The organism is Photobacterium sp. HL06, assembly GCF_059552575.1.
The window spans coordinates 551,521-564,557 of the sequence record NZ_CM183915.1 but is presented as its reverse complement, the minus strand read 5'-3'; the positions used below and the strand labels follow the sequence as shown (position 1 = coordinate 564,557).

The following is a 13,037-nucleotide window of genomic DNA, read 5'->3' as shown; positions in this document are numbered from 1 at the left end:
TTTACTGAAGGCATTTTATGATTTTGATTACAGGTGCGAGCAGTGGCTTAGGTGCAGCATTGGCTCAGCTGTATAGTGCTGAAGGAACACCGTTACTTATAAGCGGGCGAAGCGAACAACGTCTGTCGCAAGTCGCTGGAACTATGCCGGGAAAGGTACAGGTTAAACAAGCCGAGCTATGTGATCCTGCTGAAGTCTCAGAGCTACTTGATTCCTTAGAGCAAGTGCCTGATACCGTGATCCACTGTGCTGGCAGTGGCTATTTTGGCCCTCTAGAAGATCAAGCTCCAGAAGCAATCAGCCAATTGATCCAGAACAACGTGACTTCCACGATTTTCTTGCTCCGAGAGTTAGTTCAGCGTTATCGCAATCATAAGGTCAATGTGGTGGTTGTAATGTCGACGGCGGCGCAAGTTGCCAAGGCGGGTGAATCTACCTATTGTGCCGCGAAATGGGCGGTCCGCGGGTTGGTAGAGTCTGTGCGGTTAGAGCTGAAGGGAAGCCCGATGAAACTTATTGCGGTTTACCCTGGCGGTATGGCGACTGACTTTTGGAAAACCAGTGGCAAAGATCTCGATACTTCATCGTTTATGACGGCAGAAGAAGCCGCCAGCATGCTCAAACAAGCGCTTGTTGGTACAGAGCATGGCTTTATCTCTGATATTACGATTAATCGGAACTAGCTATAGCTTGTTCTTAATGGTTAGGCATAATATTGAACACGAACAAAATTTATCGGTTTGCAAGGCGTAAGCATCAATGCCTTGATTCTAAAGTGATTTATTGGTTGTTTGAGGATGGTTCACTTTGTCATAACTAGAATTTTTGCGAGTAAGATCAAAATATCACTGTACAAAAAATAAACAGCTGGTATTATCTCGCCCAGTTCTTCAGAGAGTTATTGAATGCAACATCAAGTACAAGTTAAACCTTCAGCTACTTATACGTTTTCGTATGGTACCTATGTGTTTCCCTTATATTTATCGTAACATTAAATAATTCAATCGATTAGCAAAATGCTTTTCGCAATTTATTCATGAATTTTTTTAAGGGGCAACATATGTCTAATTCAAGCACTGGTATCGTAAAGTGGTTCAACGAAGAGAAAGGTTTTGGTTTCATCACTCAAGATAATGGTGGTGCCGACGTTTTTGTTCATTTCCGAGCAATCGCTTCAGAAGGCTTTAAAACGCTAGCTGAAGGCCAGAAAGTTTCTTTTGAAGTTGAGCAAGGCCAAAAAGGTCTTCAAGCTGCCAATGTTGTAGCACTATAAGTCTGAAAGTAAAGACAATAAAAAGGTCGCCTTTGGCGGCCTTTTCTGTATCTGGCTGAATCTAAAAGCATAGATTGATACTCCCTTCTACTAAAGTAGCTGCTCCAAGCTTGTATCTTATAGCCTAAGATTTATCATCACTCCCAGTTTAGCCCTCAGTCACCAATTCAATTTCATTCTTGATAATCTCCAACCCTGTTTTTAGTTGATTACGGCTTGACGGCCCGGTTAATGAGATCCGTATTGCAGCCGGAGTAGGGTATCGACCAACCGTGAACATTTCGGCCTCGCGCACATGCACACTTTTGCCTTGAAGTCGTTGGCTGAAATTGTAACCGGTTAATGGTTCCGGCAGAGTTATCCAGCAATTAAACCCAGGAACGACATTATTATTGTGTTGCGGAAAATATTGATTCAATAGTCGGTGGCGGGCACTGAGCTCGAGGGCAATTTCTTTATCGACGGCTTCCATAGCCCCGTTGGTTAGCCACCGGCACACTAGGTCTATCATCAACGGGCTGATGTGCATACAGTTTGCACGTAAGGTTCTTTGCATTGCGTCTTTCAGTGACAGTGGCGTGATGAGGTATCCGACCCGCAAACCGCCGGCAAAATACTTAGAGAAGCTCCCTACATAAAGGGTGATATCCGGGGCAATGGCGACAAGTGGGGTCTTGCGGTGGCTGGGTGGGCAATACAGCACATCATCTTCGATGATCAGTACATGGTGACGGCGGCAAATCTCGATGATTTTTAGTCGGCGGCTGTCACTGATCTGCGTGCCTGTCGGGTTTTGAATCGCTGGCGTCAGGTATAGCAGCCGGGGGTTGTGGCGTTTGCAATGCAGCTCTAAATCGTCAGGAATGATCCCCATTTCATCAAGCTGAATTGGCACTAACTTGCGCTCGGCCTGTTGGCAGGTGTGGATGAATTCGGCATAGCATAGCCCTTCAACCAAGATTGTTTCCTTTGGTCGGGTTAGCGCCTGAACAAGGATAGACAGGCTATGTTGGCCACCGTATGTCCAAATAAGACGGCGGTTATCGATATCGCAATTTAAGCGCTGCATTAGCCAGTGCTGCAAGGTTTGGTTGTGCCCCTGTAACCCTTCGGCACTGTAGTAATCAAGTACCGCTTTTTGTGCCGTCGGTTCATGGGACAAGTCTTGCAAAATCGTGGAGAGATGTTGTTGCTGGCTTAGTAACAGCGGCCGGCAAATCGCCAGATCTATCCCTTCCCTGGTAGTGATCGGATGGTAGAAGGTGTCTTGCTCGGCCTGCCGATCTTTGACATAGGTACCGCTACCGACTTTCGGTTCAATTAACCCGCGGCGTTCCAGCTCCTGATAGGCTCGTGTCACAGTGCCTACAGTAACCCCTAACCGATACGACAAAATGCGTTGCGGAGGGAGTTTAGTGTTCGCCTTTATCTCGTTGCTTTCGATAGCTTCGGCAAAGGAATCTGCCAGTGCAATGAACTTGGGGCCGGTACGGCCAGAGATATCGGGAGTAAACATTGTCACCTTCTCTTGGGGTACATTTTGTTATTGAATACAGGATAGATAAGGGTTTGAGAGAAGGAAATAAAAGAATTGTCATGGTGACGCATTAACAATAGGTACTCGCCAGATCCTGTCGTTACGCTGAAGGTGTTAAGTCATTCAGCGTTAAGGGAAGTGAGATGGAAACTGTATGGGAATTGTTGCCAGCTATGAGTTTATTTGCCTTTGTCACGGCGATGACGCCAGGGCCAAATAACTTTCTCCTCGCCAGCTCGGGAGCGCAGTTTGGTGTACGCCAGTCGATAAAGCACTTAATGGGTATCCGTTTTGGCATTGTATTCCTACTGCTGTTGTGTGCCAGCGGTGTTGCGATCACATTAGAGCAACATCCTGCGGTGTATAAAATGCTTCGTTATGCGGGCTTGGGCTACATGCTATGGCTGGTGGCCAAACTGGTTTTGCTTAATTCCATGGTAAAGGCGAAAGAGGGGAGTCGCCCTTTGTCTTTCCTTCAGGCAACGTTATTTCAGCTAGGGAATGTTAAAGCATGGATGGCATGTTTGGCATTGGTAACCAGCTATAGTTTGCCGGGACATTACTGGTTGTCCGTGCTCATTATTATTGTCGTATTTACTGTATTCGGTTTTTTTGCCAACAGCTGCTGGACATTGTTAGGGCGGTGGATAAAGGCCCACTTAAATACGTCGCAAAAGCAACGGGCTTTCAACTGTGGCCTTGGCTTATTGACGGTCGTGTCGCTGGTACCTGCCTTTACGTTTGGTACATAGGTTGATTAATGATTGTCTAAAATAATTAAGATTTGTTTGATAGTTAGACTGTTGGAATTTAATTGTATAATTAGCACTTTACAAGCAAAGTCTAAGCTCGTAATATCCGCCGCACTTACGGAGAGATGGCTGAGTGGTTGAAAGCACCGGTCTTGAAAACCGGCATACGTTTGTAGCGTATCTAGGGTTCAAATCCCTATCTCTCCGCCACATTCTAGAAATTGGATGGTTACCATCGGGTTTCATACAGAATTGGAGCGGTAGTTCAGTTGGTTAGAATACCGGCCTGTCACGCCGGGGGTCGCGGGTTCGAGTCCCGTCCGCTCCGCCACTACAACGAAGCCTCAGCAGTAATGCTGGGGCTTTTTTGTATCTGTCGTTTGGCGAAAGAAACACTTACGGGTCTGTTGCAAATAATCAGAGAAGGCTGCTCTACCCAGCGATGGACTTAATGATTACTGGTAAACAACCTCAACATTGAAGAGACGATTCATGAAGGCGGATCTTTCCCGCACAATGGTTTTACGTTCATCATTGCGTAACCAGAAATCAAACAGGCCTTTGTTCAACATCCGTAATGATTCGAATCCCTGGATGGTTGACCAGGCTCACTTTCGTATTTTGAAACCGCCGCTGACAACGAGCTTCTTGATGGGGGCGTGATCGGACTCGATACCATTATTGAGATACTTTACTTGCCGTTGTTCGGCATTAGCTCGCAGTCGTCCCTCCTTCTTCAAGCGGGCAATCGCATTGGCGTATGAGGAATGCTTGTCTGTGTTTAGCGTTTTAGGTTGAATTTTTTGCAACAGATCCGGTTTGGGTATTTGGGTATCTGTGGTTGGAATTTTAACTGGCGGCGATTTTATCATAGCTCGCAGTGAAACGTTTGCGTTTATTTAAATGGAATAAAACAAGGCACTTTACTCCAACACCCAGCGAACTGCCATCAGGATGGTGGCAGAAGGGAACTGTTTGTTGGCGAAATTCAGGGCCGTCAGGGATCTCAAAGTCGGATAAAGGGACAAGCCTATCATCCCTGATAGGCCTGATAATTTGTCATCTATTCGTCAAAACAGGTGACAATGGTAAGGAAGGCTACTTATTAAGCACCAAGATGCGACAGAACCGGTTTTATAGTTTAAATACTTCAATTGAGTCATTTAAAGAAACTGCTACCGTTGATAATTCCTGAGAAATATTGGAACTTTTCTCAGAACTATCGAATGTCGATTTAGCGAGAGTGTTTATATCGACAATGCTCTCGTTAATTTCTCCAGCTACATGAGTCTGCTCTTCAGCTGCGGCGGCAATTTGATTGTTAACATCCTTAATTGTCGAGATTGAAGTTCGAATAGCATTCAGTGCTTCGCTGGCTTCGCTGGCTTCACTGGATTTGTCTGCCGTTAATTGGGTATGTTCAACATTCATTTGCATTAGCTCTACAGAGTTTTTAGTTTCGCTTTGCAGGCTGCTAATCATGGATTGTATTTCATTGGTACTTTCTTGCGTGCGCGTGGCGAGGTTTCTTACCTCATCAGCAACAACGGCAAATCCTCGACCCTGCTCTCCAGCCCTTGCTGCTTCAATCGCAGCATTCAGTGCTAATAGGTTAGTTTGTTCTGAGATGCCCTGAATAACCTCAACAATACCACTAATACTCGTCACTTCATTTTCTAGTTTGTTCATAACTTGTTGAACATCACTAATGCCATTCATTAGCGTTGAAATATTGGTATTCACTTCATCTACTATCACCATTCCATTGTTGGAGTACTCATTTGCTTCATCTGCAGAAGATGAAGCCTCAAATGCATTGCGAGCCACTTCATTTACACTTGTTGCGGATTCCAACATGTCAGAGGAAACGGTATTTAGTTGTTGTGAAGAAGTGTTGATATGTTCAACAATACCTTTAAGACTATCCACCATGGTGAGAATAGCACCATAAACGCCAGTTTCCTTGCCGTTAGCAACGGGGCAGCACCAAGGTTACCTTGTGCAATGTTTTTAACTAACGTTTCAATTTCAGTAGGCTCACCACCTATAGGTATATACATTAACTTCACAATAATTAAGTAGATGGTATAAAGCGAGGCACAAATAAGAACTAATGCCATTATCAGGTTGATTTTCAGGTTATCATTTGACGCTGCACTTATATTAGTCCATGGTTCCCAAGACCATACGCTCCATCCAAGGGAATCTATTCTAGAAGAAACGACCTGATATTGTTTACCTTGATATTCATAGGAATGAATGCTTTTATCGTCGTTTTGATATTGCTTATATGAAGGGCATAATTCGTATAAGTTTTCACCCAACACTTCGGTATTTTGACTCGCAAGCAGGTAACCATCTTTACGGCTGACAAAAAGTTGGTTCTCTTCGGTTAAACTTTGGATGAAGTCCGTCAGCTGATTTACTGCTAGGTTAAGACATAATACCACAAGAATTTTACCTTCTCGCTTGATTGGCACAGCAACAGCCATTACCGCCCAACCTTCAGAGCAGGTGTAAGGGGTGGTGATAATCCTTTCTTCACCATTAAAGATCCTTAAGTACCATTCGCGTTTTTTCTCTTTAGCATTAAATCCTACTTCAAGGCCATCAGATGCGTGAGCATAAGTAGCGCCATTTTCTAAGGCAATATAAGTATCGATAACACCTAGCTTTTCAGTCATAGTATGTAATTCTGCAACGGTTCGGTCAACATTCAACATTCAACAAGCCGCTACTATCTATCTCTATATCATTAGCCATTATCTCTAGAGCATCAAAGTAACGCTCCATTCTCTGCTCTATAGCCTTAGATATTAAAACAGTCTTAGTACCGAGTTGATCTTTATAACCTTTGACAGAAGCTGATTTGAAGTTCAAAAAACCAACCACTGAAACCAATAGAATTATCGACGTAAACAGCAGACCTATAAATAATGTAATTTTTGCTTTTGCTCCCATGACGCGTATCCTTTCACGGCATGACTTGTTTTTTAGATAAAAATTAATATGTTGGGTGGTTACCTCAAACGAAGAAGCAACATCTCATTGGCTCCTGGGCACGCATCAAGTAAATGGTGCTCTGAAGGGATTTGTCGCAAAGTTATGCTGAAGCACAAACGTACTGATTTCCAGATGCAATTAGGCTGCAAGCGCGTAGAATTCATCCCAAACAGATAAACCATCAGGGTTATCGAGCTGTCCATTTTTAATCATCGACCACTGCTCCACGCCAGCGAGGGTGGCTGTTGCGCCTTCATCAGATTTCCATCCCAGGCACTGATGCATCTTACCTTTCACTTTTCGGTGGCTCTGCTCGACAATGTTGTTAAAATACTTAACTTGAAGCACTTCAATCAGGTTAAGCATCTTCCCCATCAACCAGAGTTGGACGTTGATATAGGTCTCATCCATCCGCCACAAAGACGTGACAGGCTTTTTTCTTCGACGTGCCCGGAGCTCCAGTAAGGGGGCGTATTTGATGACCCACCGATTGATGGTTGAGTGATCAACATGGATACCTCGTTCAACCATGATCTCTTCGACTTCACGATAACTCAGCTTATAAGCAAGGTAGTAATGAACAGTCAGGAGAATGATTTCTGAAGGAAAGTGTCGGGCTGAAAAATGGATGGTCATGCGATTACATTGAGTGGAAAGCTTCGGTGATCATAACTCATAGAGTGACTTTGCGACAAAATCCCAAAATGGCGATAGCCGCAAACCTAAAGCCGGTATAGCCCCTGATAGCAGCCACAATAAAAAGCGCTATTGGTATGACAACCCCTGTATACAATCCATCTGTCCTGCTTAGTCTCCTTGTAGTAAATACCCTACGCCCGACAACAAAGATTAGTTAGAGCCAGAATTGATTATTTTAAGAGCCATCTGTATCCAGCAATGTAGCAAGCTTAATGATTCCCTGTGGGATAGCTTTGATATCTATGGAGGAGAATCCCATTCGGATATAACCGAACTTCTCTTTTTCAGGTTCAATAAAGTGCACATCGCCAGCTTCCACCAATACACCTAACTCTTGGGCTCTTTGAACAAATTCATGAGCCTTTACACCCTCTGGCAATCGCAGCCAGAAAGAACTTCCCCCCAGCGTTTCACTGATCACACACTGAGGCATGTGTTTTTCAATCATCTGCCTCATTAGCATCCACTTTTCTTTGTAGCTGCTTTTCAGTTTACGGACATAAGAGTCATAATGCCCCAGAGAAATAAACAGTGCACAGATCCTCTGGTTATTTGAAGGTGGATGCCTGTACATCAGACGGCGCAATTTTCTAACTTCATTAATTAAGTTAGCGTCCGCTACCATAAAGCCAATCCTCAAGCCTGGTGAAAGAGATTTTGACAGGCTTCCCACATAAATAACACGGCCGTTTTTATCCAAGCTTTTTAATGCTGGCGAAGGCTCATTTAGTACATTAACCTCACTCTCAAAGTCATCTTCAATAATGATAAAGTCTTTTTTTACTGCGAAGTCAATCAATTCCGCCCTTCTTTTCATAGACATAGTGACATTGGTCGGCACCTGATGACTCGGTGTCGTATATACATAATCACATTTGGCCATTTGGGGCGAAATTTCAACGCCCTGTTGATCAATGGCTAATTGTTCTATTTCTGCATCGTGGCAACTAAAGATGTTTCTCGCATCAGGATATCCAGGATCTTCGAGACCAACCCGAGTTCCGGCTTCCACCAATAAATCAGCAAGCAAATAGAGTGAGTTTTGCGTACCGATGGTGATGAGAATTTCCTCAGGCTTGGCGGTGATGCCTCTTTTGCTTAATACATTCACCTGAAGCTGTTTAACCAGCATGGGATCATCACTGTCTACCGAATCAGAAATCCAGTCCTTAATCACGTTACTGCGTTGAGCGAGGCGGCCACATTCACGCCAGTGAGCCAGAGGAAAAAGCGAATGTTCAGGCTGAGCAAACAGAAACGGATAAGGATACTGTTGCCAGTTATTTGGCTTTACCACATTGCGCTGGCTATCCAGATCCGATTTGAACCGGTTGCGCCAAAACTGTGCAGGTTTTGCGTTAATCTGCTCTTCTTCAACTGTCATTACCTTTGCAGAAATATCAGTTTTCTTTAACACTTCTTCCGTAGCGTAGTAGCCGCTTCTTTCCTGAGAATAGAGATACCCCTCGTCAACTAAGCGTTCATAGACCAAAACCACGGTATTCCTTGATACACGTAGCATAGAAGCCATTTTCCGACAGGAAGGAAGCGCATTATCCGCAAAAACTCCTCGCTGAATGCTCTCGATAACGTGCTCACGGATCTGCTCTTGCAGACTTCTATCAGGAGTAAACTGAATATGCATCAGGTGCTCGCTTTTCATTTCCTGACTCCTTCAATCTGTTTATTGAAGTATACAAAGCAAGAAATGTGCCATGTGATTGTTAGGGCCAGCCCTAAAACCTGTCCCCATAAAAATTTACACTGGTTCTATTGCGCTAACAGCAAGCGCCTTTATTTGAGAAAAACACAGGAGGTTTTTAGGGACAATCTTATCGCTTAGCAGATCGTTGATATGGATAAAACCACGGTCTGGGACGCACAGGTGCATGGTTTGGCTATCTGCACTTCGGGATCAAACCCGATATCGTCACTATGGCGAAAGGTATTGCATCCAGTTATGCCGCCATCTCCTGCACTGTTACGACGGAAGAGGTCTCCAACACGTTTAAAGACGATCCTTCCGATATTGAAGGCTACTACCGGGACATCACAGTGCCTTTGGTGGCTGTACCGTCGGTCCTGCTGCTGCTCTGGAAAATTTGCGCATGACTGAAGATGAAAATCTGGTCGAAAATGCCGCAGATATGGGGGAATACCTGTTTGCCAGACTAGAAGAATTAAATTCAAAGTATCCCGATAATCGGTGATGTCAGAGGCAAAGGGCTACTACTCGGTATAGAGCTGGTGAAAGACCGAAAGACCAAAGAGCCGGTCCATGAATCTGTTACTGTGCAAGGAAAATCTTTTTTCTTCTATCTCTTGTCCTTTTTTCCTGCCAGTTTTAATTGATACTTTTATCTTTCATTTGGATAGCATTCCCTGCCTTTCTAAAGATACTTCATTCTTGCCTGTCAGAAATTATCTTACCATACGTTTAATAGTGCACCATATTGGTGCGTCACTTTAGGGCAAATCTGGCCCAATAATCATTTAGTTTGGCTCTAATCTGGCTCCAATGCACAAATTAATGTGAAAGGGTACATTCTCACAAAAAGGACGTGACCATGATTAAAAATAAATTAGCTAAATCTGCCTTGATTAAATCAATCGCTCTGGCATCTACTCTCCTGTGTTCAGCTTCAAGCTGGGCGGCGAAAGAAGTGACCATCGGGTATCAGGGAGCATACAACCCTATGGCTTACGCTATCGATACCAAGATGCTTGAAGAAAAGACCGGCTATAAGATCAAATGGCGTAAGTTCAATTCTGGTGCCAAAGCTATTACCGCAATGGCAGCTGGTGCAGTTGATATCACTGCTGCCGGTTCAAGCCCTATCGCAAGTGCAGCAAGTAAAGGCATCGAGATGGAGTTAATCTGGGTACTGGAAAATATTGCTGACGCGGAAGCTCTGGTTGTAAGAAAGGGGGCAGGAATAAAGTCTCCTTCTGACCTAAAGGGTAAAAAAATCGCAGTACCATTTGTATCAACTACTCACTTCCACATGCTGTTTGCTCTGGAGCAGTTCGGACTATCTGAAAAAGACGTAAAGCTTATTAATATGCAACCTAATGCTATTATGGCTGCATGGCAACGCGGAGATATCGACGGTGCCTTTATCTGGGACCCGGCTCTTGGCAAAATCAAGCAGGACGGCAGCGTTCTAATCACCTCTAAGCAGTTAAGTTCATGGGGCACGCCTACATTTGACGGCATTATCGCCAGCAAAGAGTTTACTTCTGAAAATGAAGAGTTCGTCGTTCAATTCTTGAGTGTCGTGGCAGCAGTCGACCGCCAGTATGTTAGTGGGAAGGAATCGATTACAGCTGACAGCCCGATGGTAAAATCAATTGCGAAGGTGATTGGTGGAGAACCGCAGGGCGTTGTTGAAGCCATGAAGCTCTATGAATTCTTAGACTTTGAAAGCCAGCTTTCTTGTCAGTGGCTGGGATGTGGTTCAGATGGAGGTGCAACCAACGCACTTAGATCTACATCAGAATTCCTGCTGGAAGAGAAGAAGATTACTGAGCTACAGCCTGATTACAGTGTTTATGTAAACCCTTCTTTCGCAGCAAAAGCGGCAATGTAATCAAGATAAAGACAGCACTGGAGGATGTCGGCATGACAACAGACAAAGTTCTTAAGATACAGAATGTATCAGTAATCTACGAAGACCGTCAGGGTGGTGACCCGGTTACTGCGCTTTCGGGTGTCAATCTGGAAATTGAACAGGGAGATCTTGTTGTCGCACTCGGCGCCTCAGGATGCGGGAAGACAACCCTACTTAATCTGATGGCTGGATTCATCCAGCCATCAGATGGCTACCTGACTTTGGGTAACTCACAAGTCAAAGATCTGCCAAGGGTACAGATGGGTAAAGATATCGGTGATCAGATTCTTGGCCCTGGCGCAGAGCGTGGCGTGGTTTTCCAGAAGCATGCTCTTTTCCCTTGGTTAAATGTACTTGAAAATACCGCTTTTGGTCTAAAATTACAGGGCGTCGGCAAAGAAGAGCGAATCGAAAGAGCTGCTAAATACCTCAAACTGGTCGGTCTGGAAGAATTCCACGATCACAAAATCTACCAACTTTCCGGTGGTATGCAACAGAGGGTTGGTATTGCACGAGCACTTACCAATGACCCGAGCATTCTCCTACTGGATGAGCCCTTAGGCGCTCTGGACGCCTTGACCCGGGAAGTGCTTCAGGAACTGCTTTTAGATGCCTGGCAGGCCACTAATAAGATGATGTTCTTTATCACTCACAGTGTGGAGGAAGCGCTCTTTATGGCTTCGCGCCTAATTGTTATGTCTCCGAGACCGGGAAGAATTACCCACAGTTTTGACCTGGACTTCAATAAACGTTTTCTAGAGTGCCGTGATGCCCGCGCAGTGAAATCCATGCCGGACTTTATCGAAATGAGAGAAAAGATATTGTCCATTATTCATCAGGATGAAGAGCCGGAGGTAGCAGCATGAGTCAGCAGCAAGCAGTAACACCCGCAAACGAAGCAGAGTCTTCAGTCGATCTTCAAGAAGTAAAGTTCAAACCGACAAAAAGTTATACAGAAGAAGAGACCTATGCACCAGAACCGCATATGATCAAACTGTTGAACAAGCTAAAGACTTATACGCTAACTCCGGGTCAGTATTATGGCGAGCCAGGTCAGGGGAACTCCCGTCTGATTTCTATCCTCTCATCTATCAGCTTTGTACTGCTCTGGGCACTGGTAACAGAAGCAGGATGGGTAAAACCTCTGTTTCTGCCATCACCTATTGCAGTTATGGAGCAATTTGTTGACCTCTGGGTAGAAGGCTTTGCCGGCGTATCACTCGCTGATCACCTTTCCGCTAGTCTGACCCGTGTATTTGGCGCATTTTTCTTTGCGGTGTTGACCGCGATTCCGGTTGGTATCCTGATAGGTTGTAATGTCTGGGTAAGAGGTATTTTCGATCCGCTAATCGAGTTTTATCGCCCTCTACCGCCACTGGCGTATCTGCCTCTTGTTATCATTTGGCTTGGGATTGATGAAACCAGTAAGATCACGCTTATCTACCTTGCTATGTTTGCTCCGATTGCGCTAAGTGCACGCGCAGGTGTGTCGTCGGCCAAAAGTGAACAGATTCAGGCTGCGTACTCCATGGGGGCAAGCAAATCTCAGGTTCTTTACCATGTCATTATTAAAAGCGCGATGCCGGAAATACTAACAGGTTTACGAATCGGTATCGGATTTGGCTGGACAACGCTGGTTGCCAGTGAGATGGTAGCCGCAGAAGCCGGTATCGGCTATATGGTGCTTAACGCTGCTGAGTTTCTGCTTACTGATGTTGTAATTGCAGGCATCGTTATCATCGGCATTATTGCCTACTCCTTTGATCTGTTTATGCGTTATCTGGAGCAGAAGCTTGTTCCGTGGAAGGGCTACTAAGCAATAGCTTAATTTGTGCGGGAGGCTTTCTCCCGCTTTAACTTTATATACGTCCCGCAATACGTCTCACTGGTAGTCAGATAGCTACCGATATCCCGCGTTAATCTTTTCAAACACCCCTTCTTTTTCCATCTCCTGCAGCACATTGTCCATCTCTTGCTGCTTTATCAAACTCCGGACTTATCGCGAAACCTCGGTTTATACTAATATGTTTTCCGTACAAATCTGCTTTTTGATTGGCTGTGACTCCCGCAGGGCGAGTTTTATAGACCTTTGTTTTTCGTTAGTCATTTTCAAAGTAGATGACTGTGCCTTCAAATGACCGCCTTGCCTATAGGTAAATAAA

Annotated in this window: 13 protein-coding genes, 2 tRNA genes and 1 pseudogene; 9 read left to right on the top strand and 7 right to left on the bottom strand. The window is 44.7% G+C overall.

Annotated features, from left to right (window positions below; genetic code table 11):
• Positions 1-17: 17 nt before the first annotated feature.
• Positions 18-683, top strand: a complete 666-nt coding sequence (locus AC51G0_RS21045) for an SDR family NAD(P)-dependent oxidoreductase (protein ID WP_496303604.1) — start codon at positions 18-20, stop codon at positions 681-683.
• Positions 684-1,060: 377 nt separating this feature from the next.
• Positions 1,061-1,273: a transcription antiterminator/RNA stability regulator CspE gene (cspE, locus tag AC51G0_RS21040; protein ID WP_428460402.1), complete on the top strand. Its 213-nt coding sequence runs from the start codon at positions 1,061-1,063 to the stop codon at positions 1,271-1,273.
• A gap of 148 nt (positions 1,274-1,421) precedes the next feature.
• On the opposite strand, the gene AC51G0_RS21035 is transcribed toward cspE, so the two are convergent.
• Positions 1,422-2,789, bottom strand: coding sequence for an aminotransferase-like domain-containing protein (locus AC51G0_RS21035; RefSeq protein ID WP_496303603.1), 1,368 nt, complete (start codon positions 2,787-2,789; stop codon positions 1,422-1,424).
• Positions 2,790-2,953: 164 nt separating this feature from the next.
• Here AC51G0_RS21035 and AC51G0_RS21030 point away from each other — a divergent pair, with 164 nt between their 5' ends.
• The 3 genes from AC51G0_RS21030 to AC51G0_RS21020 all read left to right on the top strand — a co-directional run bounded on the left by AC51G0_RS21030 (position 2,954) and on the right by AC51G0_RS21020 (position 3,893).
• Positions 2,954-3,562 (top strand): LysE family translocator, encoded by a 609-nt coding sequence (locus AC51G0_RS21030; protein WP_496303602.1) that lies wholly within the window; start codon positions 2,954-2,956, stop codon positions 3,560-3,562.
• Between the two features lie 119 nt (positions 3,563-3,681).
• Positions 3,682-3,772: transfer RNA gene (locus AC51G0_RS21025), tRNA-Ser, on the top strand.
• Positions 3,773-3,816: 44 nt separating this feature from the next.
• Positions 3,817-3,893, top strand: a tRNA-Asp gene (locus tag AC51G0_RS21020).
• Positions 3,894-4,017: 124 nt separating this feature from the next.
• Here the strand turns inward: AC51G0_RS21020 and AC51G0_RS21015 are convergent.
• From AC51G0_RS21015 to pdxR, 6 genes and pseudogenes are all read right to left on the bottom strand, one after another.
• Positions 4,018-4,359, bottom strand: a pseudogene (locus AC51G0_RS21015) (DDE-type integrase/transposase/recombinase); the annotation flags it as partial.
• 337 nt (positions 4,360-4,696) lie between these two features.
• A complete protein-coding gene (locus AC51G0_RS21010) occupies positions 4,697-5,494 on the bottom strand; it encodes a methyl-accepting chemotaxis protein (protein WP_496303601.1) in 798 nt (265 codons plus the stop codon).
• The gene (locus AC51G0_RS21005; RefSeq protein WP_496303600.1) at positions 5,437-6,285 is read right to left on the bottom strand and encodes a cache domain-containing protein; all 849 of its coding nucleotides are present in this window, start codon (positions 6,283-6,285) and stop codon (positions 5,437-5,439) included. The genes AC51G0_RS21010 and AC51G0_RS21005 overlap by 58 nt, the downstream gene beginning before the upstream one ends.
• A complete protein-coding gene (locus tag AC51G0_RS21000) occupies positions 6,272-6,523 on the bottom strand; it encodes a hypothetical protein (RefSeq protein WP_496303599.1) in 252 nt (83 codons plus the stop codon). Before AC51G0_RS21000 ends, AC51G0_RS21005 begins: the two co-directional genes overlap by 14 nt.
• A gap of 180 nt (positions 6,524-6,703) precedes the next feature.
• The gene (locus tag AC51G0_RS20995; protein ID WP_496303598.1) at positions 6,704-7,201 is read right to left on the bottom strand and encodes an IS6 family transposase; all 498 of its coding nucleotides are present in this window, start codon (positions 7,199-7,201) and stop codon (positions 6,704-6,706) included.
• A 238-nt stretch (positions 7,202-7,439) separates the two neighbouring features.
• A complete protein-coding gene (gene pdxR, locus AC51G0_RS20990) occupies positions 7,440-8,927 on the bottom strand; it encodes a MocR-like pyridoxine biosynthesis transcription factor PdxR (protein ID WP_496303597.1) in 1,488 nt (495 codons plus the stop codon).
• A gap of 209 nt (positions 8,928-9,136) precedes the next feature.
• Between pdxR and AC51G0_RS20985 the strand changes: the two genes are divergently transcribed.
• The 4 genes from AC51G0_RS20985 to AC51G0_RS20970 all read left to right on the top strand — a co-directional run bounded on the left by AC51G0_RS20985 (position 9,137) and on the right by AC51G0_RS20970 (position 12,691).
• Positions 9,137-9,376: an aminotransferase class III-fold pyridoxal phosphate-dependent enzyme gene (locus tag AC51G0_RS20985; RefSeq protein WP_496304164.1), complete on the top strand. Its 240-nt coding sequence runs from the start codon at positions 9,137-9,139 to the stop codon at positions 9,374-9,376.
• A gap of 455 nt (positions 9,377-9,831) precedes the next feature.
• A complete protein-coding gene (gene tauA / locus AC51G0_RS20980) occupies positions 9,832-10,854 on the top strand; it encodes a taurine ABC transporter substrate-binding protein (protein WP_496303596.1) in 1,023 nt (340 codons plus the stop codon).
• A gap of 32 nt (positions 10,855-10,886) precedes the next feature.
• A complete protein-coding gene (locus AC51G0_RS20975; RefSeq protein ID WP_496303595.1) occupies positions 10,887-11,741 on the top strand; it encodes a taurine ABC transporter ATP-binding protein in 855 nt (284 codons plus the stop codon).
• A complete protein-coding gene (locus AC51G0_RS20970) occupies positions 11,738-12,691 on the top strand; it encodes an ABC transporter permease subunit (protein ID WP_496303594.1) in 954 nt (317 codons plus the stop codon). Before AC51G0_RS20975 ends, AC51G0_RS20970 begins: the two co-directional genes overlap by 4 nt.
• Positions 12,692-13,037: the final 346 nt, after the last annotated feature.

Excerpts from the sequence above, each read along its gene's own strand:
- AC51G0_RS21045 (WP_496303604.1), top strand. The coding sequence starts at position 18 with ATGATTTTGATTACAGGTGCGAGCAGTGGCTTAGGTGCAGCATTGGCT.
- cspE (WP_428460402.1), top strand. The coding sequence starts at position 1,061 with ATGTCTAATTCAAGCACTGGTATCGTAAAGTGGTTCAACGAAGAGAAA.
- AC51G0_RS21035 (WP_496303603.1), bottom strand. The coding sequence starts at position 2,789 with ATGTTTACTCCCGATATCTCTGGCCGTACCGGCCCCAAGTTCATTGCA.
- AC51G0_RS21030 (WP_496303602.1), top strand. The coding sequence starts at position 2,954 with ATGGAAACTGTATGGGAATTGTTGCCAGCTATGAGTTTATTTGCCTTT.
- AC51G0_RS21010 (WP_496303601.1), bottom strand. The coding sequence starts at position 5,494 with ATGGTGGATAGTCTTAAAGGTATTGTTGAACATATCAACACTTCTTCA.
- AC51G0_RS21005 (WP_496303600.1), bottom strand. The coding sequence starts at position 6,285 with ATGTTGAATGTTGACCGAACCGTTGCAGAATTACATACTATGACTGAA.
- AC51G0_RS21000 (WP_496303599.1), bottom strand. The coding sequence starts at position 6,523 with ATGGGAGCAAAAGCAAAAATTACATTATTTATAGGTCTGCTGTTTACG.
- AC51G0_RS20995 (WP_496303598.1), bottom strand. The coding sequence starts at position 7,201 with ATGACCATCCATTTTTCAGCCCGACACTTTCCTTCAGAAATCATTCTC.
- pdxR (WP_496303597.1), bottom strand. The coding sequence starts at position 8,927 with ATGAAAAGCGAGCACCTGATGCATATTCAGTTTACTCCTGATAGAAGT.
- tauA (WP_496303596.1), top strand. The coding sequence starts at position 9,832 with ATGATTAAAAATAAATTAGCTAAATCTGCCTTGATTAAATCAATCGCT.
- AC51G0_RS20975 (WP_496303595.1), top strand. The coding sequence starts at position 10,887 with ATGACAACAGACAAAGTTCTTAAGATACAGAATGTATCAGTAATCTAC.
- AC51G0_RS20970 (WP_496303594.1), top strand. The coding sequence starts at position 11,738 with ATGAGTCAGCAGCAAGCAGTAACACCCGCAAACGAAGCAGAGTCTTCA.